General features: G+C 74.8%; 21 protein-coding genes. 10 read left to right on the top strand and 11 right to left on the bottom strand.

Translation table 11 applies throughout. From position 1 onward, the window contains the following. Nucleotides 1-63 precede the first annotated feature (63 nt). The 4 genes from ACFVS0_RS09200 to ACFVS0_RS09185 all read right to left on the bottom strand — a co-directional run bounded on the left by ACFVS0_RS09200 (nt 64) and on the right by ACFVS0_RS09185 (nt 3568). Nucleotides 64-990: an amino acid ABC transporter permease gene (locus ACFVS0_RS09200; protein ID WP_430552594.1), complete on the bottom strand. Its 927-nt coding sequence runs from the start codon at nt 988-990 to the stop codon at nt 64-66. Then, nucleotides 987-1676 (bottom strand): amino acid ABC transporter permease, encoded by a 690-nt coding sequence (locus ACFVS0_RS09195; RefSeq protein ID WP_430552593.1) that lies wholly within the window; start codon nt 1674-1676, stop codon nt 987-989. The genes ACFVS0_RS09200 and ACFVS0_RS09195 overlap by 4 nt, the downstream gene beginning before the upstream one ends. Before the next feature lie 128 nt (nt 1677-1804). Continuing rightward, nucleotides 1805-2665, bottom strand: coding sequence for a glutamate ABC transporter substrate-binding protein (locus ACFVS0_RS09190; RefSeq protein ID WP_430552592.1), 861 nt, complete (start codon nt 2663-2665; stop codon nt 1805-1807). Nucleotides 2666-2773: 108 nt separating this feature from the next. After that, nucleotides 2774-3568, bottom strand: a complete 795-nt coding sequence (locus ACFVS0_RS09185; RefSeq protein ID WP_430552591.1) for an amino acid ABC transporter ATP-binding protein — start codon at nt 3566-3568, stop codon at nt 2774-2776. Nucleotides 3569-3803: 235 nt separating this feature from the next. Between ACFVS0_RS09185 and miaB the strand changes: the two genes are divergently transcribed. Continuing rightward, a complete protein-coding gene (gene miaB, locus ACFVS0_RS09180) occupies nt 3804-5456 on the top strand; it encodes a tRNA (N6-isopentenyl adenosine(37)-C2)-methylthiotransferase MiaB (protein ID WP_430587774.1) in 1653 nt (550 codons plus the stop codon). Between the two features lie 42 nt (nt 5457-5498). Here miaB and ACFVS0_RS09175 read toward each other — a convergent pair whose 3' ends face one another. Both ACFVS0_RS09175 and ACFVS0_RS09170 read right to left on the bottom strand, forming a co-directional pair. After that, nucleotides 5499-6083 (bottom strand): YbjN domain-containing protein, encoded by a 585-nt coding sequence (locus tag ACFVS0_RS09175; RefSeq protein WP_430552589.1) that lies wholly within the window; start codon nt 6081-6083, stop codon nt 5499-5501. Continuing rightward, complete coding sequence (locus ACFVS0_RS09170) at nt 6080-6655, bottom strand: YbjN domain-containing protein (protein ID WP_430587773.1); 576 nt, start codon at nt 6653-6655, stop codon at nt 6080-6082. The genes ACFVS0_RS09175 and ACFVS0_RS09170 overlap by 4 nt, the downstream gene beginning before the upstream one ends. A 121-nt stretch (nt 6656-6776) precedes the next feature. Here ACFVS0_RS09170 and ACFVS0_RS09165 point away from each other — a divergent pair, with 121 nt between their 5' ends. Beyond that, nucleotides 6777-7493 carry a hypothetical protein gene (locus ACFVS0_RS09165; RefSeq protein ID WP_430587772.1) on the top strand — a complete coding sequence of 239 codons (717 nt, stop codon included), beginning with the start codon at nt 6777-6779 and terminating at the stop codon, nt 7491-7493. 8 nt (nt 7494-7501) lie between these two features. Here the strand turns inward: ACFVS0_RS09165 and ACFVS0_RS09160 are convergent, their stop codons facing one another. From ACFVS0_RS09160 to ACFVS0_RS09150, 3 genes are read right to left on the bottom strand one after another with little or no spacing between them, the layout of a single operon-like run. After that, on the bottom strand, nt 7502-9520 hold the full coding sequence (locus ACFVS0_RS09160) for a hypothetical protein (RefSeq protein ID WP_430587771.1): 2019 nt from the start codon (nt 9518-9520) through the stop codon (nt 7502-7504). Further along, nucleotides 9517-11478, bottom strand: coding sequence for an HSP90 family protein (locus ACFVS0_RS09155; protein WP_430587770.1), 1962 nt, complete (start codon nt 11476-11478; stop codon nt 9517-9519). The genes ACFVS0_RS09160 and ACFVS0_RS09155 overlap by 4 nt, the downstream gene beginning before the upstream one ends. Then, nucleotides 11475-11990, bottom strand: a complete 516-nt coding sequence (locus ACFVS0_RS09150; protein ID WP_430552584.1) for a YbjN domain-containing protein — start codon at nt 11988-11990, stop codon at nt 11475-11477. The genes ACFVS0_RS09155 and ACFVS0_RS09150 overlap by 4 nt, the downstream gene beginning before the upstream one ends. Nucleotides 11991-12112: 122 nt before the next feature. On the opposite strand from ACFVS0_RS09150, the gene miaA reads away from it, so the two are divergent. Both miaA and dapF read left to right on the top strand, forming a co-directional pair. Then, complete coding sequence (miaA, locus tag ACFVS0_RS09145) at nt 12113-13174, top strand: tRNA (adenosine(37)-N6)-dimethylallyltransferase MiaA (RefSeq protein ID WP_430587769.1); 1062 nt, start codon at nt 12113-12115, stop codon at nt 13172-13174. Continuing rightward, nucleotides 13171-14106: a diaminopimelate epimerase gene (gene dapF, locus ACFVS0_RS09140; protein ID WP_430552582.1), complete on the top strand. Its 936-nt coding sequence runs from the start codon at nt 13171-13173 to the stop codon at nt 14104-14106. Before miaA ends, dapF begins: the two co-directional genes overlap by 4 nt. 25 nt (nt 14107-14131) lie before the next feature. Here dapF and ACFVS0_RS09135 read toward each other — a convergent pair whose 3' ends face one another. Continuing rightward, nucleotides 14132-14734: a class I SAM-dependent methyltransferase gene (locus tag ACFVS0_RS09135; RefSeq protein WP_430587768.1), complete on the bottom strand. Its 603-nt coding sequence runs from the start codon at nt 14732-14734 to the stop codon at nt 14132-14134. A gap of 192 nt (nt 14735-14926) precedes the next feature. On the opposite strand from ACFVS0_RS09135, the gene hflX reads away from it, so the two are divergent. The 3 genes from hflX to ACFVS0_RS09120 all read left to right on the top strand — a co-directional run bounded on the left by hflX (nt 14927) and on the right by ACFVS0_RS09120 (nt 19639). After that, nucleotides 14927-16501: a GTPase HflX gene (gene hflX, locus ACFVS0_RS09130; RefSeq protein ID WP_430552580.1), complete on the top strand. Its 1575-nt coding sequence runs from the start codon at nt 14927-14929 to the stop codon at nt 16499-16501. Between the two features lie 99 nt (nt 16502-16600). Then, the gene (locus ACFVS0_RS09125; protein WP_430552579.1) at nt 16601-18670 is read left to right on the top strand and encodes an ATP-dependent DNA helicase; all 2070 of its coding nucleotides are present in this window, start codon (nt 16601-16603) and stop codon (nt 18668-18670) included. A gap of 9 nt (nt 18671-18679) precedes the next feature. Further along, a complete protein-coding gene (locus ACFVS0_RS09120) occupies nt 18680-19639 on the top strand; it encodes an L-lactate dehydrogenase (RefSeq protein WP_430586760.1) in 960 nt (319 codons plus the stop codon). 46 nt (nt 19640-19685) lie between these two features. On the opposite strand, the gene lexA is transcribed toward ACFVS0_RS09120, so the two are convergent. Beyond that, the gene (gene lexA / locus ACFVS0_RS09115; protein WP_430563429.1) at nt 19686-20522 is read right to left on the bottom strand and encodes a transcriptional repressor LexA; all 837 of its coding nucleotides are present in this window, start codon (nt 20520-20522) and stop codon (nt 19686-19688) included. A gap of 269 nt (nt 20523-20791) precedes the next feature. Between lexA and ACFVS0_RS09110 the strand changes: the two genes are divergently transcribed. The 3 genes from ACFVS0_RS09110 to ACFVS0_RS09100 all read left to right on the top strand — a co-directional run bounded on the left by ACFVS0_RS09110 (nt 20792) and on the right by ACFVS0_RS09100 (nt 22044). Continuing rightward, nucleotides 20792-21121, top strand: coding sequence for a LysM peptidoglycan-binding domain-containing protein (locus ACFVS0_RS09110; protein WP_430552576.1), 330 nt, complete (start codon nt 20792-20794; stop codon nt 21119-21121). A 104-nt stretch (nt 21122-21225) separates the two neighbouring features. Beyond that, nucleotides 21226-21732, top strand: a complete 507-nt coding sequence (nrdR, locus tag ACFVS0_RS09105) for a transcriptional regulator NrdR (RefSeq protein ID WP_430563428.1) — start codon at nt 21226-21228, stop codon at nt 21730-21732. A 57-nt stretch (nt 21733-21789) separates the two neighbouring features. Next, on the top strand, nt 21790-22044 hold the full coding sequence (locus tag ACFVS0_RS09100) for a DUF5302 domain-containing protein (RefSeq protein WP_430552574.1): 255 nt from the start codon (nt 21790-21792) through the stop codon (nt 22042-22044). Nucleotides 22045-22194: the final 150 nt, after the last annotated feature.

Here is a 22194-nt window from a genome sequence, read left to right as displayed (position 1 = left end):
CCCCGGACGCGAGAAGCGTCCGGGGGCGACGTCGTCCCGGGGACGCGCGGTCGTGCCGGCGCGTCAGGTGGCGCTCGGGTCCCCGGTGGCCGCGATGGCGTTCCCGGGCGCGCCCGGCGCCGCGCCGCCGGCGACGGCGGTCGGGTTGCCGATGCCGGGACCGGCCGCGGTGACGCCCGACGTCCGGCCGCTGAGGTAGCGGGACAGCCAGCGGGCCACGGCGGTCAGCGCCCAGTTGATGACGATGAAGATCAGCGCCGCGACCGTCAGCGTCTGCAGGTTGTTGCTGTTGCCGTTGCCGAAGATCTGCGCCGCCCGCAGCAGCTCGTTGTAGGTGATGATCTGGCCGAGCGCGGTGTCCTTGAGGACCACCACGAGCTGGGACACCAGGGCCGGCAGCATCGCGATGAGGGCCTGGGGGAGCTGGATCGACCGCAGCACCTGCCCGCCCGTGAGGCCGACCGCGAGGCCGGCCTCCGACTGGCCCTTCGGCAGGTTGCCGACGCCCGCCCGGACGAGCTCCGCGATGACGGAGCCGTTGTAGAGGACGAGGGCGATCACGACGGCGAGGAAGGCCGGGTCGTCGCTGATCCGGTTGAACCCGAACAGCAGCCAGAAGAAGACCATCATGAGCAGCACCGGCACGGCGCGGAAGAACTCCACGACCACGCCGCTGACCCAGCGGACGGCGCGCACGCGCGCGAGGCGCCCGGACCCGAAGATGAGGCCGAAGACCACCGCGCCGACGATGGCGAACCCCGCGGCGCGCAGCGTGTTCTGCAGGCCCGGGATGAAGTAGTTCTGCCAGGCGCTGGAGGTGAAGATCGGCTCCCACAACGCTGCGGCGAACTGGCCCTTGGCGGCGAGCTGGGCCACGACGAGCGCGGCGATGCCGAGCACCACGAGCGCACCCACGACGTTGCCGAGCACGATGAACCGGCGCGCCCGGGGGCCGGGCGCGTCGAAGAGGACGGAATGCTGAGAGCTCATCGACGCACCGCCAGTCGGTTCGAGAGATAGGTGGTGAGCAGGCCGATGGGGATCACGAGCACCGCGAATCCGATCGCGAAGATCATGAAGATCGCGTAGATGTAGTTCGCGTTGCTCTCGATCATCTCCCGCATGAGGGTCGAGGTCTCCGTGGAGACGCTCACCGCCACCGCGACCGTCGAGTTCTTCAGCAGGGCGATCAAGGTGTTCCCGAGGGGCGCGATCGCGCCCCGGAACGCCTGCGGCAGGATGATCAGCCGGGCAGCCGGCAGGAACGACAGCCCGATCGCGCGGGCGGCCTCCGCCTGGCCCAGCGGGACGGTGTTGACGCCCGAACGGATCGCCTCGCACACGAACGCGGCGTGGTAGACCGTCAGGCCGATGACGCCGAACCGGAAGAAGTTCTGCGCGAAGTCGTCGGACAACGTGATCTGCAGCTGCGTCCAGACCGCGAGGAACAGGAACGTCATGATCACGGTCAGCGGCGTGTTGCGCAGGATGTTCACGTAGGCCGCGCCGGCCCACTGCAGGCTCGCGATGGGCGAGATCCGCATGAGCGCGAGCACGGTGCCGAGGATCAGCGAGAAGATCGCGGCCCAGAACGTCAGCTGGATGTTGACCCAGAACGCGCCGGGCACGTCGTAGAGCGCGAAGAGCTCGCCGATCTGGGACAGGAAGTCACCCACGGTGTGTCAGCCTCCCGGAGGGTGGTGTGCGGGCGGAGCCGCGGTGGACGGGCTGGTGATCGACGAACGAGGGGAGCGGCGCGGCGGCGCCGCTCCCCTCGTGCCGATCGGACGGTCGGACGGCCTCGTCAGGCGCAGGCGTCCGGCGTCGGCGGGTTGAGGTCGGCGTTGGGCGTGTACCCGGTGCCCTCGGTGTTCGCCTGGACGGCCTTCTCCCACGACCCGTCGTCGATCATCGACGTGATGGCCGCGTTGATGTCCTCGCAGGTGTCGTTGTCCTGGGGCAGGCCGACGCCGTAGTTCTCCTCGGAGAACGGGTTGCCGACGACCTTCACCTTGCCCTTGTTGGCGGGCTGGGCGGCCAGGCCGGCGAGGATGATGTCGTCCGTCGTCACGGCGTCGACCTGGCCGGCCGTGAGCGCGGTGACGCACTCGGCGTAGCCCGGGCGCTCGACGAGCTGCACGTCGGTCGCGTACTCGTCCTTGATGCGCTGCGCCGACGTCGAGCCGGTCACGGAGCAGAGGTTCTTGCCCTTCAGCGACTCCGGGCCGGTGATGTCGGTGTTGTCCTCGGCGACGAGGAGGTCCTGGCCGGCGATGAAGTACGGACCCGCGAACGCGACCTGCTCCTTGCGCTCGTCGGTGATGGAGTAGGTCGCGAAGATCATGTCGACCTGGCCGGTCTGCAGCATCGTCTCGCGGTTGGCCGACGGCGCCTCGACCCACTCGATCTGGTCCTCGGAGTAGCCGAGCTTCTCCGCGACGTACCGGGCGACGTCGGTGTCGAAGCCGGTGTACTCGCTGCCGTCCTGGTAGCCCAGGCCCGGCTGGTCGAACTTGATGCCGATCTTGATGGAGTCGCCGCCCCCGGCGCCGCCGGTCTCCTCGCCGTCGCCACCGCCGCCCCCGACCTCGCCGCCGCCGCAGGCGGCGAGCGTGAGTGCGGTCAGTGCGGCGAGCGCGGCGGCCCCTGCGTGTCGTGTGCGCATCGTTCTTACCCTTCGTTGTGGTCGCCCGTACGGGCCGGGGACGCCGATGTCAGGTCCCGGACCGCGCGGCCGGCGGGGGTTCCCGCCCTGTGCGTGGGTGTGGTCAGGTCAGTGGGAGAGGATCTTGGACAGGAAGTCCTTCGCCCGGTCGCTCTTGGGCGCGGTGAAGAACTCCTCGGGCGTGGCCTCCTCGACGATCTGGCCGTCGGCCATGAAGACGACGCGGTTCGCGGCCTTGCGGGCGAAACCCATCTCGTGCGTGACGACGATCATCGTCATGCCCTCCTTCGCGAGGGCGACCATGACGTCCAGGACCTCGTTGATCATCTCCGGGTCGAGCGCCGAGGTGGGCTCGTCGAAGAGCATCACCTTGGGCTTCATCGCCAGCGCCCGGGCGATGGCGACGCGCTGCTGCTGCCCGCCGGAGAGCTGGGCGGGCATCTTCTGGGCCTGGTTCTTGACCCCGACCCGGTCGAGCAGCTCGAGAGCACGCTCCTTCGCGGCGCCCGTGCGCTCCTTGCGGACCTTGACCGGCCCGAGCGTGACGTTCTCCAGGATCGTCTTGTGCGCGAAGAGGTTGAACGCCTGGAACACCATGCCGACGTCGGCCCGCAGCTTCGCGAGGGCCTTGCCCTCCTCCGGCAAGGGCTGCCCGTCGATGTGGATCTCCCCGGAGTCGATCGTCTCGAGCCGGTTGATCGCCCGGCACAGGGTCGACTTCCCGGAGCCCGACGGGCCGATGACCACGAGCACCTCGCCCTTGCGCACGGTGAGGTCGATGTCCTGCAGCACGTGCAGCTCGCCGAAGTGCTTGTTGACGTTCTTCAGCTCGACGAGCGGCGCGCCGAGGGAGGACGACGTCTCGGCAGGGTCGGTCGTCGTGGTCGCATCGCCGTGATCCATCTCTCGAACCTATCCACTCGGTGTTTCCGCGACCAGCACCGGGTTGTCCGGTTCCGCAACGGTTCAGTAACAGTGCACACGCGGTGTGCGCGGTCCGAGTCCCTGCGGCGGAGGCCGCGTGTCTCGAGCGTCGCGGGTCGGACGTCGTGGGGCGACGTCGTCGAGCGGTGCTCTCGAGCGATGGGGTGGGTCACCTCGTCGGGGCCCGGCCGTCGGGCACCGTACCCTAGATGCGATGTCCAGTACCACGCAGAGCCCCGCCGTGTCGGCCCGTCCCACGGACGTGTCGCCCGTCCAGCGCACCTATCTCGTGCGCACCCTGGGCTGCCAGATGAACGTGCACGACTCGGAGCACATGGCCGGCATGCTCGAGCAGGCCGGCTACTCGCGTGCCACCGCCGCCGACGAGGCGGCGAGCCGCGCCGACGTCGTGGTGATCAACACCTGCGCGGTGCGCGAGAACGCCGCGACCCGGCTCTACGGGAACCTCGGGCAGCTCGCCGGGATCAAGGCGGACCGGCCGGGGATGCAGATCGCCGTGGGCGGCTGCCTCGCGCAGAAGGACCGCGGCGAGATCGTGTCCAAGGCCCCGTGGGTGGACGTCGTCTTCGGCACGCACAACCTGGACGCGCTGCCGGTCCTCCTCGAGCGGGCCCGGCACAACGCCGAGGCGCAGGTGGAGATCGCGGAGTCGCTGCAGGTCTTCCCCTCGACGCTGCCCACGCGACGCGAGTCCGTCTACGCGGGCTGGGTCTCGATCTCGGTCGGCTGCAACAACACGTGCACGTTCTGCATCGTGCCGCACCTGCGCGGCAAGGAGCGCGACCGCCGGCCGGGGGAGGTCCTGGCCGAGGTCGAGGCGCTCGTGGCCGCCGGCGCCGTCGAGGTCACCCTGCTGGGCCAGAACGTCAACAGCTACGGCGTCGAGTTCGGCGACCGCGGTGCGTTCGCGAAGCTGCTGCGCGCCTGCGGGACCATCGAGGGGCTGGAGCGGGTGCGCTTCACGTCCCCGCACCCGGCGGCGTTCACCGACGACGTGATCGCGGCGATGGCCGAGACGCCGAACGTCATGCCCAGCCTGCACATGCCGCTGCAGTCCGGCTCGGACCGCGTGCTGCGAGCCATGCGCCGGTCGTACCGGTCGGCCAGGTTCCTCGGCATCCTCGACCGCGTGCGCGACGCCATGCCGGACGCCGCGATCACGACCGACATCATCGTGGGCTTCCCGGGGGAGACCGAGGAGGACTTCCGCGAGACGCTGCGCGTCGTGGAGGCCTCGCGGTTCAGCTCGGCGTTCATGTTCCAGTACTCGCCGCGCCCCGGCACGCCGGCCGCGACCATGGACGAGCAGCTGCCCAAGGAGGTCGTGCAGGAGCGGTTCGAGCGCCTGCTGGCCCTCCAGGAGCGCATCGCCGGCGAGGAGGCCGCGCGCCAGGTCGGGCGCACGCTCGACGTGCTCGTCTCCGAGGGGGTGGGGAAGAAGGACGGCGCCACGCACCGGCTCTCCGGCCGGGCCCCCGACAACCGGCTCGTGCACCTCGCGCTGCCCGCCGCCCTGCTCGACGACGTGGCCGCCGGGGCCGAGGGCCTCGCCGGGGCGCCGACGTCCCTGGACGACCCCCGGCTGGCGGACGCCGTGTCGCTCGACCCGCGCCTGCCGCGACCGGGCGACGTCGTGACCGTGGGGGTCACGCGGTCGGCGCCGCACTTCCTCGTCGCCGACGCGGTGCTCGACGGCGGCGCGTACGCCGTGCGTCCCACCCGGTCGGGCGACGCGTGGGCGCAGCGGGAGACGGCGCGCCTCGGCGGGGGCGAGGACGAGCACTCCCACGGCGCGGCGCCGTCCTCGGGCCCGGTCGTGCTCGGGATGCCCTCGCTCCGGGGCTGACCGGCGGCCCGTGGGGGCTCCGGTGGGTGGGCGTCCGGCCGGTCAGGCCTGGTCGTCGAGCCCCGGCCCGCCGGGCGTCATCGCGCCCACGGTGCTGAAGAACTGCGACGACGTGACGAGGCCGCACGACACCGTGGCGGCGAGCTGTTCGTCCGTCGCGCCGTGCTCGAAGTCCACCGACACCTCGGCGTAGAGCGCGAGCCCCTCGCCCTCCGCCCGTGCGTACACCTTGGGCCACACCCGCTCGCGGTTCCAGTCGTTCACGGCCTGCAGCACCGCCAGGCGGGCGCCCTCGGGCACCGTCCCGGCCCAGCGGCCGCGCACCTGCAGGATCTCGTCGTGGTCGCCGAGCAGCAGGAACCAGAACCGGTTGCCGTCCCAGGTGCCCGTCACGTCGCCGTCGTCGTCCGTGCGGAACCGGTAGCCGCGGCGGGACAGGTCGTCCGCGACACGGGCGTGGGACAGCGGCCTCGGTGCCGTGCCGCGCGGGCGCGAGGGCGCGCGTTCCCCGCGGGCGGCCACGCGAGCGCCGGCGTCCTGCACGGCACGACCGACCGCGTCAGCCGCACGCCGGACGCCGCCGAGCAGGCGGCGGGCGGTGCCGCCGGACCGGGCGGTGCCGGTCACGATCCGTCCCTCAGGGGGTCGCGGAACGTCGTGTCGAGGTGCTCGAAGAACATCGACCCCGTACTGAGGCCGCACTGCAGCAGCTGGTCGAGCTGCGCCTCGCCGACCGCGCTGCCCACGTCCACCGTGACCTCGGCGCACACCACGACGGAGCCGTCGTCGCGTACGCGCACGTACGTCTTGGGCCAGATCCGCTCGGCGTTCCACTCGTTGCAGAGCTCGAGGATCTCGCCGAGGCGGTCGATGCTGAGGTCCCGGTGCCACTGGCCGCGGACCTGGAGCACCTCCGACCGCTCGCCGAGCACGAGGAAGTAGAAGAGCCAGCCGTGCCAGAGCCCGCCGACGTCACCGTCGGAGTCGACGAAGTAGGAGAACCCGGACCGTTCCAGCCAGTCCGTCACGCGGTCGCGCGACAACGGGGCCAGCGCGTCGTCCGCGCCGACGTGGTCGGCGAGCAGACCCTCGATCCGGTCGTGGAGCTCGTCGTCCCGGAGGTCGCCCACGAGCTCGTCCTCCCGGCCGACGGAGGTCGGCCGGATCCTGCTTGCCCGGCGTGAACCGAAGAACCTCACCCGTCCACGCTACACGCCGGGACCCGAGGCGGGGCTCGTGCACCGAGGGCCGGACGGCGTAGGGGCGCCGGCCCGCGACGGCTGCCGGGGCGGCGGGAGGGGCCGAGGGTAGGTTGGGCGCGTGCCAGCCCGTGCCGTCGTCCTGCCCGGAACGTCCCTGCTCGTGCCCGGTGCCGGCGGCGGCGCCGACCTCCTCGGCGACGTCCGTGTCGTGGTGGCGGGCGCCCTCGACCGACTGGTGGCCGCGTCCGTCGCCCTGACACCGCCGGGCGGGGACGGTGACGCACCTCTCGTGGTGCTGGCCCCCGTCCCTCGGGGAGCGAGCGGCGGGTTCGGCCGGCGGCGGCCCTCCCTCGCGGGGGCGGGCATCGCCGACCGCTGGGTGCCCGACGTCGCCGCGTGGGCCGGAGCGGACCCGGCCCCCGTCCCGCCCGCGCACGTCCCGGCATCGGTGGCGCTGCTCGCGCTGCGCGCGGCGGCGCGACGGGCGGGGCACGACGGGCCGCCGGACGTCGTGGTGCTCGAGGTGTCCGACGCCGCCGAGGCGCCGGCCGAGGCCGTCACCGCGCTGCGCCGCGCCCCCGCGGTCGTCGTCGCGGGGGGTGCGGCGCCCGGGACCCCGGGCGCCGCGGCGGTGCCCGACCCGGCACCCGACCCGGCACCCGACCCGGCACCTGGCCCGGTGTCGGGCGGCCCCGTGCTCCTCGCCCCGGCGGTCGCGGCCCTGCTGGACGTCGCCGCCGCGCCGGGGCGGTGGTCGTGGCGCGTGACGACCGTCCCCGGCGGGCACGAGCACCTGCCGGCGTCCTACGGGGTCGCCGAGGGCAGCGCGGGCTGACCTGCGCGTCAGGGCACGAGCGACGCGGCGACCGCGTCGGCCTCCTCGGCGCGACCCAGACCCCGGAGCGTCCCGACGAGCTCGTCCGCGACGGAGGCCAGGTCGGCTCGCGCGCCCGTCGCCGCGAGGCCCTCCAGGGCCGCGCGCAGCGGGTCCACCGCGGCGGTGGCGTCGCCCGCGGCCCGCAGCGCGCTGCCCGCGAGCCAGAACGCGTGGGCGGCGTCGAAGGGCAGGCCTGCGCGGCCGAACTCCTCGGCCACCGACTCCGCCTGGCGCGCCGCCTCGGCGTGCCGCCCGGCGGTCGCGAGGAGGCGGGCGTGCACGTCGCGCAGCTGTCGCTCCTCGGCCGCGACGAAGGCCGCGCGGCGGGCGGCGAGCTCCTCCGACATCGCGGGCGTCGGGGCATCGGGGACCCCGCCCGTGGCGCGCGCGACGTCGTCGTGCACCCGTTCGACGGCGGCGAGGGCGGCGTCGACGTCGCCGGCGCGCGCCTGGGCCGTGGCGGCGGCCCGGACCACGGGGCCGACGTGGGCCGGGTCGGTCCCCGCGGCCCGGAGCAGGCCGACGGCCCGCGCGAACGCGGGCACCGCGCCCTCGTCGTCGCCGAGCGTGGCGGCGACCTGCGCGGCCTCCGCCAGGGCGAAGCCCGCGTCCTCGAGCCGTCCGGCCTCCTCCGCCAGGCGGGCGGCGGTGAGGTAGGCCGCGGACGCCTCGACAGGATCCGGCTCGCTTTCGGCACGCGCGAGGGCGGCGCCGACGGGGTCGGCGTCGAGGCGAGGGCCCGTCACGCCGGCGAGGTCGACCCCGGCGGGAGAGGCGGCGTCGGCCCCTGCGAGGGACGTCGCGAGCGCGTCGGGCATCGTGTCAGGGATCGTGTCAGGGATCGTGTCGGGCGTCGCGCCCGGGACGGCGGCCGCGCGCTCGGCGGCCGCGAGCACCCCGAGCTCGACGGGCAGGCGCCGGGCCTGGCGCGCCCACGCGGCGTCGAGCAGGCGGGCGTGCCGGTCCGTGCCGTGCCGGGCGTCGAAGGCGCGTGCGATCGGCGCGATCTCGGCGCGGGCCCACGTGTCGAGCTCGGCGACCGTGCGCGCCGGGACCGCGGCGAGGTCGACGGGCGTGTCGGCGTGCGTCTCGCGCAGCACCCCGGTGGCGACCGCGACATGGGTGAGCACGGCGAGCCGCTCGCCCGGCGAGTCGGACACCGTGAGGTGCTCGGGGTAGGTGTGCAGCAGGCGCAGGGCGCGCTCGGGGTGCCCGGTCCGCGCGAGGAACTCCACGTGGCGGGAGGCGGCGACCTCCTTCGAGACGGCGGCGTCGAGATGGCTCGTCGCGCTGCGGTGCACGGCGGCGGCGCCCGAGGCGTCGCCCAGGTCCAGCAGGAGCAGCTCCAGCAGGGACTCCATCCCCGCGGGCTCGTCGCCGCAGGTGGCGCCGGACGCGACGGCGGCGCTCACGACGTCGGCAGCCTCGCGCACGCGACCGGTCTCGGCGAGGTACTCCGCCTGGCCGGCGGGCAGGCAGGCGGCGCAGTCCGAGAAGGAGTCGCGGGGCGTCGTGATCCAGGTGCGGTACGCCTCCTCGGTGCCGGGGGCACCCTGGGCACGGAGCCAGGCGAACCGTTCGCCGGCGACCGCGCTGGTCCCGTTCCCGGCGAGGGCGTACCGGCGCTCCATGTCGTCGAGCGTCGCGTCGAGCTGCGCGGTCGGGACGGACGGGAAGCGCGCGAGGAGGCCCACCATCCACTTGAACGACCAGAACAGGGAGTGGGTGTCGCTGCCGTCGAACAGCTCGGGGTGGGAGTCCCACCAGCGCAGCAGCTGCGTGAACGGAAGGAACGCCTTCTCCGCCTCGGGCGTCGAGGTGTAGGAGTCCACCAGCGCGAACAGGGCGTAGGCGCGCGCCTCGTCCGGGCCCTCCGCGGTGATGCGGGCGGCCTCCTGCTCCGCGGCGGCGCTGCGCGCGACGCCGTACGGCATGCTCATGATCGTCGAGACGGCGCGGTTCGCCTCGTCCAGGGTGCGGGTCATCGGGCGTCGTCCTCGGTGTCGGTCGTGCGGGGCTCGGTCGTGCGGGGCTCGGTCGTGCGGGCCCCGGTCGTGCGGGCGTCGGGCAGGGCGCGCTCCAGGAGGGTGCGCAGGGCGTCGTCGAGCAGGCCGGCCTCGGCGCCCGCCAGGGGCCGGCCCGACGCGAGCAGCGCGGTGACGTAGAGCGAGCGGGCGCCCGCGGCGCGGACCGGGGCGTCACCGGCCGCGAGCAGCGCGCGGACGGTCGGGTTGGCGTCGTTGAGCACCAGTCGGCGGGCGCGGGCCGGGCCGGTGAGACCGGCGAGCACGGCGCCCCACACGTCCGTGTCGTCGTCGACAGGGGCGGCGGCCTCGCGGGCCTGGCGGGCGTGCTCGCCGTCCCGGTCCGTCAGCAGCATGGCCGGGACCTCGGTCGGGGAGAAGACGCGCAGCTGGACGTCGCAGTCCTGGTCGGCGAGGTCGTCGCCCAGGGCGGCGAGCGCGTCGGTCACCTCGAGCTCGCGCAACGGCTCCACCTCGCCCAGCACGGCCTCGAGGTCGCCCGGCACCACGGGGGAGAGGTGCCACTGCGGCCGCCGCCGGGCGACGCGGGCGAGGAGGTCGGCGTCGTAGACGTACCCCGCGTTGAGCACCGGCAGGCCCTGGGCCGCGGCGACCGCGGCCACCCGGCGGTACTCCTCGACGCTGGTGGTCCACAGCACCCGCGCGGGGGCCTCCCCGTCGGCGGGCTCGGCCAGGTCGGCGAGGGTGTGCGTGCCGACGGTGGTCTCGAACGGCAGCACGCGGGCGGCCAGGTCGAGCATGGCGTCGTCCTGCACGGCCAGGGCGCGCACGGCGAGGTGGTGCGTGGACAGGAAGGACCGTGCCAGCGGCGACGGCTCCGCGAGGGTGTCGAGCGTCCAGGCGCGGACCTGCTCGCCCAGCGCCTCGCGGGTGGCGAAGAGGACGTCGTCCTCGAACAGCCCCTCGCGCGAGGCCGTCGGCCGCAGGGCGGACGCGTCGACGACGCAGCGCACGAAGAACGCCCACTCGGGCAGGAGGCTCTCGACGCCCGTGCCGAGCAGCATGCGCTTGAGCGACACCCGGTGGTGCGCGGCCGTCGTGGGTGCCACGGCGGCGGGGAGCACGAACGCGACCCCGGTGAGACCGGCGACGGGCAGGTCGAGGTCGATGTGGGCCAGCGGCGTGAAGCCGAGGGTGCGCTCGCAGTACGCGGCCAGCGCCCGCGCGCGCTCGGCGTCGTCCGCGTGGTGGGCGCGCCAGGGCAGCTCGTCGCCGCTGAGGCGCCGCCGCACCGTGCCGCCGTCCTCCAGGCGCACCTCGACCGACACGTCCACGGGGAGCAGCCCGCCGAAGTCGGCGGCGAGGGCCGCCACGGTGTCGGGCTCGAGCCAGTGCTCGGCGTCGCGCAGCGGGCGCAGCCGCACGACGCTCCCGGGCGCGGGGGGCACGGGGGGCGCGGTCGGGTCGGTCGGGTCGAGCTCCGTGAGCTCGTAGCGGCCGTCGGCGTACCCGCGCCACCGCACCGGCGCGGCCTGCGGGTCGCGCGCCGAGCGCGACACGAGGTCGATCTCGTCGGCGACCATGAACGCCGACAGCAGGCCGATCCCGAACTGGCCGAGGAACTCCTCGCGCCCCCCGACGAACCCGGTGCCGAGGTCGTCCGCCGACGGGCCGTCCTCGCGCTTCGAGCTGCGGCCGATGGTGGCGAGCAGGTCGCGGGCCTCGTCGGCGGTGAGGCCGACGCCCGTGTCGTGCACCTCGAGCCCGCCGTCGTCGAGCGGGCGCAGCAGCACGCGCGCGGGCGCGTCGGCGTCCAGGGCGCGGCGTGCGGTGATCGCGTCCACGCCGTTCTGCAGCAGCTCGCGCAGGTAGACGCGGGGGCTCGAGTACAGGTGCCGGCTGAGCAGCTCGACCAGGCCGCGCAGGTCGACCTGGAAGGCGTCGGTGCCGCTGGTCACCGGGCGTCGCCCGCCGTGGGCCGTGCTGCTTCCTGTGCCGCCCCCTGCGTGCCCTCGGCCGCGGGGAAGCGCTCGTCCAGCATCTCGAAGAAGGACAGGCCCGTCGCGAGGCCGCAGTCGACGATCCGCTCGAGCTGCTCGTCGTTCGCGCCGCTGCGCAGGTCGGTCGCCACCTCGGCGTAGACCACGACGGCCGACCCGTCGTCCTCCGGCCGGGCGAAGACCTTCGGCCAGATGCGCCCGACGTTCCACTCGTTGAGGAGCGCCGTGAGCGGCTCCAGCTCGGCGACCGGGAGCGTGCGGCTCCACCGGCCGCGGATCTGCAGGATCCCGTTCGGCTCCCCGACCAGCAGGAAGTAGAACGTGTTCTCGTCCCAGACGCCGCCGAGGTCGCCGTCGTCGTCGATCCCGAAGTACCACTCGCGGCGGGTCATCAGCGACTCGAGCCGCTCCCGGGTGAGCGGGGCGGGTGCAGCGGGCGCCGCGACGGTGGGCTTGGTGAAGAAGGCCATGGGTCCTCGTCCTGTGCGGGATCCCGGGCGCACGCGTGGTCGCGCCGGGCATCGTTGGGTGGCGAAGGACACCCTAACCAGGCGGTCCGACAGCGCGCCGACGGCGGGCTAGGGTCGTGGGCGTGACCGCACCGCCCCCCATCACGAGCCCGTCCGGGAGCCTGTCCGGCACGGGCGTGGTCGTCGCCGTCGTCGGCCCCACGGCGACGGGCAAGTCGGACCTGGCGCTCGACCTGGCGCAGGCGCTGTCCCCGGGCGGCGCCGGTGACGTCCTGCGCGGGTCGGCCGCCGCCGAGATCGTGGGCGCCGACGCGTTCCAGCTCTACCGCGGCATGGACGTCGGGACGGCGAAGGTGCCGGTCGACGAACGGCGCGGCATCGTGCACCACCAGCTCGACGTCCTGGACCCGCTCGAGGACGCGTCGGTGGCGCGCTACCAGGAGGCCGCGCGCGCCGACCTGGACGCGATCTCCGGTCGCGGGGCGCGGGCGGTCGTCGTGGGCGGCTCCGGCCTCTACGTGCGCGCGCTGCTCGACCACATGGACTTCCCCGGCACCGACCCGCACGTGCGGGCCCGCCTCGAGGGCCGCGCCGAGCGCGAGGGCCGCCGGGCGCTGCACGACGAGCTCGCCCGTCTCGACCCCGACGCGGCGACGTCGATCGGCCCGCACAACACCCGCCGGATCGTGCGCGCGCTCGAGGTCATCGAGCTCACCGGGCGCCCGTACACCGCCAACCTGCCGCGCCAGGAGCACGTCCGCCCGGCCGTGCAGATCGGGCTGGACTGCGACCGCGAGGTGCTCGACGCCCGTGTCGCGGGTCGGGTGGAGCGCATGTGGGACGAGGGGCTCGTCGAGGAGGTGCGGTCGCTCGCCTCGCCCGAGCAGGGCGGGACGGGGGCGGGCCTGGGCACCACGGCGGCCCGCGCCGTCGGCTACGCCGAGCTGCTCGCGTGCTGGCGCGGGGAGCTCACCCTCGACGGCGCGCGCGAGGCGATCGTCGCGAACACCCGCCGTCTGGCGCGCAAGCAGATGGGCTGGTTCGGCCGGGACCCGCGCGTGCGCTGGCTCGACGCGGGGTCGCCCGACCTGCTCGACGAGGCGCTCGCGGTGGTGCGCGCCGCCGACGCCGGGCGGCTGCCCGCGGCGGGGACGGTGCCCGTGCGCCGTAGTCTGGGCTCATGACGCTGCGCTTCACCAAGGGTCACGGCACCCAGAACGACTTCGTGCTGCTGGCCGACACCCGGGGGGACCTCGAGCTCACCCCGGACCAGGTGCGGCGGCTGGCCGACCGCCGCGCCGGGATCGGCGGCGACGGTGTCATCCGCCTCGCGCCCACCGCGGCCGTCGCGCGCGCCGGCGAGGCGGTCGCCGACCGGGTGCTCGCCGAGGAGCCCGCGGCGATCTGGTTCATGGACTACCGCAACGCGGACGGCTCGGTCGCCCAGATGTGCGGCAACGGCGTGCGCGTCTTCACGGCCTTCGCCGAGCAGCTCGGCCTCGCGGACCTCGACGACGGTCAGGAGCTCGCGCTCGGCACCCGGGCCGGCGTGCGCCGGGTCCGCAAGGAGCCCGGCGGCTGGTACGCCGTGGACATGGGCCCCTGGGCGCTGCCCGGCGGGGACGCCGCGGCGTCGCGCGGCGCGGACGCCGCCGTGCTGGTGCGGGGCTGGGACACCCCGCGCCCGGCCCTGAGCGTCGACCTGGGCAACCCGCACACCGTCGTCGCCCTCGCGCGGGCCTCCGAGCTCGCCGAGGCCGACCTGACGCGGGCGCCCGAGGTCGACCCGGTGCCCCCGGAGGGCACGAACGTCGAGCTGGTCGTGCCGCTCGCCGAGACGGTGGACCCCGACGGACGGGCCGTCGGGCACGTGCGGATGCGCGTGCACGAGCGCGGCGTGGGCGAGACGCAGTCCTGCGGTACGGGGGCCTGCGCCGCGGCGCTCGCGGTGCGCACCTGGGCCGCGGCGGGTGCCGACGGCCCCGTGCCCGACGTCTGGGAGGTCGAGGTGCCCGGCGGGCTCGTGCGCGTCCGGCTGCTCGACGGTGGCCACGTCGAGCTCGCCGGCCCCGCGGAGCTGGTGTTCAGCGGCGAGACGGAGCTCGCGGAGCTCTGAGCGAGGGCCGCCGCCCCGGTCGGCGTCAGTCGACGCGGAGCACGCGGAAGCCCTTGGACGACGCCGCACGCTCGACGCCGCGGCCCAGCTCGGCCTCGATCCAGCGGGCCAGCGAGTCGGACCCCAGGTTCTTCTGCACCACGAGCCACGCCTCGCCGTCCGGGGCGAGCCGGGGGAGCCAGGCGCGCAGCAGGTCGTGCAGCACGGCCTTGCCGACCCGGATCGGCGGGTTCGACCAGATCGCGGCGAACCGCACGTCGTCCGGCACGTCCTCGGCGCGCACGGCCCGCACGTTCTCCAGGCCGAGGCGCGCCGCCGTCGAGCGGAGCAGGTCGAGCGCCCGCTCGTTGACGTCCACGGCCCACACGGTGGCGCCCGGGGAGGCGAGGGCCAGGGAGAGGGCGATCGGCCCCCAGCCGCAGCCGAGGTCGAGCAGGTCGCCGGCGGCGGGCGGGGCCGGTGCCTCGCGCAGCAGCACCCGCGTCCCCTTGTCGACGCCGCCGGGGGAGAAGACCCCGGACGCGACGTCCACCTCGAGCTCCTGCCCGGCGAGCTCGACGACGGCGCGACGGCGCTCGGCGGCCGAGGCCGGCTGCGCGGTGAAGTAGTGGTCGGGCTCGTCGCTCACCCGGCGATCCTAGGTCGCCGCCGCCCGACCCGGAGAAACCCCGACCCGCGGCGGCACCGCCGCGCCGTGCCGTCCGGCACCCCGGCGGCACCGCCGCCCGGTGAAAAACCCTCCGCCGGGACTGTCTCGCGTGGGACCCTTGTTGTATCCCTACGGCGGCCGGACCGCCGACCCCGACCCGAGAGGCACACCTTGACCGACACCCCGACCAACCCCGACACCCCGCAGACCGACGAGACCGCCGGGGCACCCGACGCCGAGACCTCGGCGGACGCGCGTCGCGAGGCCGAGCGCGACGCCCAGGCGATCGCGCAGGACGTCGTCGCCCGGGTGCTCGCACGGGCCGGGACGGCGCGGTCCGAGGGCGCCACGGTGCACACCGCCCACGACGGCGCCCAGCTCGACCTCGAGGAGCGCATCTCGCTGCGCCGCGTCGCCGGTCTCTCCACGGAGCTCGAGGACGTCACCGAGGTCGAGTACCGGCAGCTGCGCCTGGAGCGCGTGGTGCTCGTCGGCCTGTACTCCGGCGGCGAGGCCGCCGCCCGCGACGCGGAGGTCTCCCTGCGCGAGCTCGCCGCGCTCGCCGAGACCGCCGGCTCGCAGGTCCTCGACGGGCTGCTGCAGCGTCGTCAGAAGCCGGACCCGGGCACGTACCTCGGGTCCGGCAAGGCGGCCGAGCTCGCCGACGTCGTCGCGTCCGTCGGCGCCGACACCGTCGTCGCCGACACCGAGCTGGCCCCCTCCCAGCGCCGCGCGCTGGAGGACATCGTCAAGGTCAAGGTCGTCGACCGCACCGCGCTGATCCTCGACATCTTCGCCCAGCACGCGAAGTCGCGGGAGGGCAAGGCCCAGGTCGAGCTCGCGCAGCTCGAGTACCTCCTGCCGCGCCTGCGCGGCTGGGGCGACTCGATGTCCCGCCAGGCCGGCGGCCAGGTGGGCGGCCAGGGCGCCGGCATGGGCTCCCGTGGCCCCGGTGAGACGAAGATCGAGCTGGACCGCCGGCGCATCCGCAACCGGATGGCCAAGCTGCGCCGCGAGATCGCCGCCATGGCGCCCGGGCGCGAGACCAAGCGCCTCGACCGCAAGCGGCACGGCGTGCCGAACGTGGCGATCGCCGGCTACACCAACGCCGGCAAGTCGTCGCTGCTCAACGCGCTCACCGACGCGGGCGTCCTCGTGGAGAACGCCCTGTTCGCGACGCTGGACCCGACCGTGCGCCGGGCCCGCACCGAGGACGGCCGGCCGTACACGTTCACGGACACCGTCGGGTTCGTGCGGCACCTGCCGCACCAGCTCGTCGAGGCGTTCCGGTCCACGCTCGAGGAGGTGGGCGACGCCGCGCTGCTGCTGCACGTGGTCGACGCCTCCCACCCGGACCCCGAGGGCCAGATCGCCGCGGTGCGCGAGGTGCTCGCCGAGATCCCCGGGATCGCGGACGTGCCCGAGGTCGTCGTGCTCAACAAGGCCGACGTCGCCGACCCGGCGGTGGTCGGCCGGGTGCAGCGTCGGGAGCGGCGCAGCGTCGTGGTGTCCGCGCACTCCGGCGAGGGCATGGCCGAGCTGCGCGAGCTGATCGCGGCCGAGCTGCCCCAGCCGCACGTCGAGATCGACCTGGTCGTCCCGTACTCGCGCGGCGACCTCGTGCACCGCGTGCACGAGGCGGGCGGCACGGTCGCCGAGGAGCACCTGGCCGAGGGCACGCGTCTGCGCGGTCGCGTGGACGAGGCGCTCGCGGCCGAGCTCAAGGACGCCGCCGTCGCGGGCTGACGGCCCGCGGCGGGCCGTGCGCCCGCCGCCGGCGAGGCCCGCGGGCCCGGCGGGGTGCGCCGGCCCGGAACGGTCGGCGGGTCACCCTAGGATCGACGGGTGACCTCCGCCGACGCCCCCGACGCCCCGCAGCTCCTCGACCTCGCGGTGGGGGCCCTCGGCGGCGGACGGCGCGAGGGCCAGCGCCGCATGGCCGAGGCGGTGGCGGAGGCCGTCGACGACGGCCGGCACCTCCTGGTGCAGGCCGGCACGGGCACGGGCAAGTCGCTCGCCTACCTCGTCCCGGCCGTGCGGCACGCGGTCGTCGACGGCAGGCGGGTCATCGTCTCCACCGCCACCCTCGCCCTGCAACGACAGGTGGTCACGCGCGACCTGCCGCTGGTCGCCGAGACCGTGGGGCCCAAGCTGCCCCGCCCTCCCAAGGTCGCCCTGCTCAAGGGCTGGCACAACTACCTGTGCAAGCACAAGGTGACCGGCGGCTACCCGGTCGAGGGCGCGACGCTCTTCGACCTCCCGGCCGACCCCGGACCCGGCGAGGGAGCAGGCGCCGAGCAGCACCCGGCGCCCTCGAGGCCGCCCGGAGGATCTCGCCAGGGCGGGCGTCGGGACGACGCCGCCACGCTCGCCGACCACGTGCGCCGGCTGCACGCGTGGGCCGACGACACCGACACGGGCGACCGGGACGATCTCGTGCCCGGTGTTCCCGACAGGGCCTGGCGCCAGGTGTCCGTCACGGCCCTGGAGTGCCTGGGGCAGCGGTGCCCGCTCCTCGCGGAGTGCTTCCCCGAGCGGGCCCGCGCGGCGGCCCGGGAGGCCGACGTCGTCGTCACCAACCACGCGATGCTGGGGATCGCCGTCTCGGGGAACCCGGGCGTGCTGCCCGAGCACGACGCCGTCGTGGTCGACGAGGCGCACGAGCTCGCCGAGCGCGTGACGGCCGCGGCGACCGTCGACCTGTCGCTGACGGTCGTGGAGCACGCCGCGCGCCTCGCGCGGCGGCACGGCGGCACCGAGACCGAGGCGCTCGACGCCGCCTCGCAGCGACTGGGCAGCCTGCTCGCCACGGCCCCCGCGGAGCGGTTCCCGCTCGGCCTCCCCGACGACCTGCGCGCCGCGGTCGGCGCGGTGCGCGACGCCGCGCGCGAGCTCCTCACCCGGCTCAAGCCCCAGGGCCCGGGCAAGGGGCAGGAGGCGCCCGACGCCGGCACGAAGATGGCGCAGTCCGCCGTCCTGCAGCTCTTCGAGGTCGCGGAACGGATGGCGGCCGAGGACACGACGGCGGACGTGCTGTGGTGCTCGCGCCCGCCGGAGAACGCGCCCTGGGCGGGCGACGGCGTCACGCGCCTGCACGCGGCGCCGCTGGCGGTGGCGGGGCTGATCCGCACGCACCTGCTGGGCGAGGCCACGGGAGTCTTCACCTCGGCGACGCTCACCCTCGGCGGCACGTTCGACCCGGTGGCGCGGTCGCTGGGCCTCGCCGGCTCGGGCGGGACGGACGAGACGGCCGACTGGACGGGTCTCGACGTCGGCAGCCCGTTCGACTACCCGCGCCAGGGGATCCTCTACGTCGCGCGGCACCTGCCCGCGCCTGGCCGGGAGCCGACGACCGACGCCCAGCTCGACGAGATCGCCGGGCTGATCGAGGCCGCCGGAGGACGGACCCTCGGGCTGTTCTCGTCCCGCCGGGCGGCGCAGGCCGCGGCCGAGGCGATGCGCGAGCGGCTGGACGTCCCCGTGCTGTGCCAGGGCGACGACCAGCTCCCGACCCTCGTGAAGGCGTTCGCCGACGACCCGGCGACCTGCCTGTTCGGCACCCTCTCGTTGTGGCAAGGCGTCGACGTCCCGGGGCCGAGCTGTCAGCTGGTGCTGGTGGACCGGATCCCGTTCCCGCGCCCGGACGACCCGGTGAAGGCGGCGCGGGCGCGGTCCGTGGAGCAGGCGGGCGGCAACGGGTTCATGCAGGTCTCGGCCACGCACGCCGCGCTGCTGCTGGCGCAGGGCGCCGGCCGGCTCGTGCGCACGGGCGACGACCGAGGGGTCGTGGCCGTTCTCGACCCCCGGCTCGCGACCGCACGCTACGGGTCGTTCCTCACCCGATCCATGCCGGACTTCTGGCCGACCACGGACGGCGAGCTCGTCCGCGCTGCGCTCCGGCGCCTCGACACCTAGCGTGGGGCCGTGGACGAGACACGCAGGACGACCAAGCTCGCGATCGTCGGAGCGGGCGCGGTGGGTTCCACCCTCGCGTACGCGGCGCTGGCCCGGGGCGCGGCCCGGTCCGTCGCCCTCCTGGACGTCAACCGCGCGAAGGTGGAGGCCGAGGTCCTCGACCTGCGGCACGGGGGGATGTTCATCCCTCAGGCCGAGATCGACGGCTCGGACGACGTGGAGGTGTGCCGCGGCGCCGACATCGTCGCGGTGACGGCGGGGGCCAAGCAGAAGCCCGGCCAGAGCCGCCTCGACCTGGCCGAGGCGACGGTAGGCCTCACGCGCTCCATCCTGCCGGGCCTGCTCGAGGTGGCCCCGGACGCGGTGTTCCTCATGGTCACCAACCCGGTCGACGTCGTCACCTACGCGGCGCAGGAGATCAGCGGCCTGCCCCGGGGCCGGGTGTTCGGCAGCGGGACCGTCCTCGACTCGTCCCGGCTGCGCGACGCGCTGGCCCGCCACTGCGGGGTCGCGGTCGGGAACGTGCACGCGAACATCGCGGGCGAGCACGGCGACTCGGAGATCGTGCTGTGGAGCTCGGCCACGATCGCCGGCGTGCCCCTCCTGGACTGGCGGCCCTTCCGGGGTCGCCCGCCGCTCGACGCGCCGGCCCGGCAGCGCATCGCGACCGACGTCGTCGAGTCGGCCTACCGCGTCATCGCCGGCAAGGGGGCGACCAACTACGCGGTCGGCCTGGCAGCGACCCGGATCATCGAGGCGGTGCTCAACGACGAGCACCGCGTGATGAACGTGTCCTCCCGCCTCGACGACTTCTACGGCATCAGCGACGTCTGCCTGTCGGTGCCGTCCCTCGTCGACCGGCGCGGCGTGGGGGAGACCATCGACACCCCGCTGTCGGACGAGGAGGTCGCCGGGCTGCGTGCGTCGGCCGAGAGCATGCGGGCCGTGCAGCGCCGGCTGGGCTTCTGACCGGACCGGACGCGGGGCGCCGGGCGGGGCCGGGGCGGAGCGCCGTTCAGAGGCTGCGCAGCACCGCCACGACCCGACCGAGCACCTGCGCCTCGTCTCCCGGGATGGGCGAGTAGGCGGCGTTCTGCGGCAGCAGCCAGGTGTGCCCGCCGGCCTGCTTGAAGGTCTTGACCGTCGCCTCGCCGTCGATCATCGCGGCGACGACCTCGCCGTTCTCGGCGACGGGCTGGCTCCGCACGACCACCCAGTCGCCGTCGCAGATCGCGGCGTCGACCATCGAGTCGCCCGCGACCTTGAGCAGGAACAGGTCCCCGTCGCCGACGACCTGCCGGGGGAGCGGGAAGACGTCCTCGACGACCTGCTCCGCGAGGATGGGACCGCCGGCGGCGATCCGGCCGACCAGCGGGACGTACGACGGTGCCTGGGCCGGCTGCGCGTCGGAGGCGGCGAGCGACCCCGCCACGAACCCGGGCGCCGCGTCGGCGTCGGGGACGGCACCGCCGGTCGCGGGCGACTCGAGGTCGACGACCTCGATCGCGCGCGGCCGGTTGGGGTCACGGCGCAGGTAGCCCTTGCGCTCGAGCGTGGTGAGCTGGTGCTTGACCGAGGAGGGGCTCGCCAGCCCGACGGCCTCGCCGATCTCGCGCATGGTCGGGGGGTAGCCGCGCGCCTCGACGGAGCTGCGGATGGTCTCGAGCACGCGACGCTGGCGGGGCGTGAGGCGGTCGGACGAGGGCGAGAGCTCGCTCACCGACGCCAGCACGGTCGTGGTGGTGCCGGCCGGGACCGTCGACGCGGCCGCCTCCCCGGGGGTCTCGTCCTGGGCTGCCCATGACGTCGCCGTCGTCGTGGACGCCGGGGCCTGGTCCCGTCCGCTGGTCATCGCGTTCTCCGTCCTGCAGGGCGCGGCCCGTGGGCGGGCCGATGAAATCCGACAAACCTTCCATCGCGCTGTCGGCCACTCTAAGCCAGTTCCGGCCCGACATCAAACATCTGTTCGATCAGGTCTCGACCGTGTCGCCCCGACGTGGTACACCTAGTACAGCAGTTCGACGTACAGGTGTTCGACGAACGGGTGTTCGACGACGGATGCTCGACGGAGCGGCCGCCCATCGCGGCACCACGTGGACCGGAGGCAGGACGATGCAGAACGTGCGCAGCACCAGCGACGCTCACGGGTTCCTCGGGCTCGGAGGGCTCCGGCTGACCCGCAGGGGACGGGTGGTGGTCGCGGCACTGGTGCTCCTCGTCCTCGTGGGCGCGGGCCTGGTCGGCCAGCGGGCCGTGGCGGAGGCGCCGGGCGCAGGCGTCGAGGTGCGGCTCCAGACGGTGGCGCCCGGCGACACCCTGTGGCAGTACGCGCAGCAGGTGCGGGACACGGGGGACGACCTGCGCGACGTCGTCGCCGAGCTCCGCGACCTCAACGGGCTGACCTCGGCGGAGCTCCAGACCGGGCAGGTGGTCCTGCTCCCGCTGGACTGACGGCATCGCCGCTCCCAGGGATCCTGCTTGCGCGGACGGTCGCCCGCCGCTTACCTTGACGGGCAGCCGGGCGCCGGTCCGGAGCCGAGCGCAGGAGACCAGCGATGCACTGCCCGTTCTGCCGCCATGCGGACTCACGAGTCGTCGACTCGCGCACCTCCGACGACGGCGCGTCCATCCGTCGCCGGCGCCAGTGCCCCGCGTGCCAGCGTCGGTTCACCACGATCGAGACGGCCAGCCTGTCGGTGGCCAAGCGCTCCGGGGTGACCGAGCCGTTCAGCCGGGACAAGGTGGTGGCGGGCGTGCGCAAGGCGTGCCAGGGCCGGCCGGTGAGCTCCGACGACCTCGCCGTCCTCGCGCAGAAGGTCGAGGAGACCCTGCGGGCCTCCGGTCGGCCGGAGATCGAGGCGAACGAGGTCGGTCTCGCGATCCTCGGGCCGCTGCGCGAGCTGGACGAGGTCGCCTACCTGCGCTTCGCCAGCGTGTATCAGTCCTTCGAGTCCCTGGAGGACTTCGAGACCGCGATCACGTCGCTGCGGGCGGAGCACGAGGCGCGCGGGTCGGCGGCCGACGGCGAGCACGCGGCGGCGGGGCGCGCCGCGACGGACTGAGCCGGAGGCGCGTCCGGTCCGCGTGAAATGCCCTGGCGTCCGGTAGGCCGCCGGGGCATGCTGGACGGCACCAGGTGCCACGCGGCCCGCCGCGCGAGCACACCCACCCCGACCGACGACGAGGTGACCGTGATGACGGACGACTCGAGGGCGAAGCCCACCGAGGACACGAAGGCGCGCTTCCGGGAGGCGCTGGAGAAGAAGAACGCCGCCAGCCACCCCACCGCCGGCAAGGACGGCAACACCGGCCAGGTGCACGGTTCGGAGACCTCCGGGCCGGTGCAGAAGATGTTCCGCCGCAAGTCGGGCTGAGCAGACGGACGAGCCGAGCAGACGGACGAAGCGCGAAGGGCGGCCCCGGATCCCCCGGGGCCCCCCTTCCTCCTTTTCTTTTCTGTCTTCGTTTCTCTTCCGCCCTCCCCCTGGCCCCGCGGGAACCCCCTCCTCCCCCCCCCCCCCCCC

Source organism: Isoptericola sp. NPDC058082, assembly GCF_042885055.1.
Lineage (GTDB): Bacteria > Actinomycetota > Actinomycetes > Actinomycetales > Cellulomonadaceae > Isoptericola.
This window is presented reverse-complemented; position numbering and strand designations above follow the sequence as displayed.

Coding starts and splice junctions, on each gene's coding strand:
- miaB (WP_430587774.1), top strand. CDS start 3,804: ATGTCCAGTACCACGCAGAGCCCCGCCGTGTCGGCCCGTCCCACGGAC.
- ACFVS0_RS09190 (WP_430552592.1), bottom strand. CDS start 2,665: ATGCGCACACGACACGCAGGGGCCGCCGCGCTCGCCGCACTGACCGCA.
- ACFVS0_RS09150 (WP_430552584.1), bottom strand. CDS start 11,990: ATGGCCTTCTTCACCAAGCCCACCGTCGCGGCGCCCGCTGCACCCGCC.
- lexA (WP_430563429.1), bottom strand. CDS start 20,522: ATGACCAGCGGACGGGACCAGGCCCCGGCGTCCACGACGACGGCGACG.
- nrdR (WP_430563428.1), top strand. CDS start 21,226: ATGCACTGCCCGTTCTGCCGCCATGCGGACTCACGAGTCGTCGACTCG.
- ACFVS0_RS09100 (WP_430552574.1), top strand. CDS start 21,790: ATGCTGGACGGCACCAGGTGCCACGCGGCCCGCCGCGCGAGCACACCC.
- ACFVS0_RS09200 (WP_430552594.1), bottom strand. CDS start 990: ATGAGCTCTCAGCATTCCGTCCTCTTCGACGCGCCCGGCCCCCGGGCG.
- dapF (WP_430552582.1), top strand. CDS start 13,171: ATGACGCTGCGCTTCACCAAGGGTCACGGCACCCAGAACGACTTCGTG.
- ACFVS0_RS09160 (WP_430587771.1), bottom strand. CDS start 9,520: ATGACCCGCACCCTGGACGAGGCGAACCGCGCCGTCTCGACGATCATG.
- ACFVS0_RS09185 (WP_430552591.1), bottom strand. CDS start 3,568: ATGGATCACGGCGATGCGACCACGACGACCGACCCTGCCGAGACGTCG.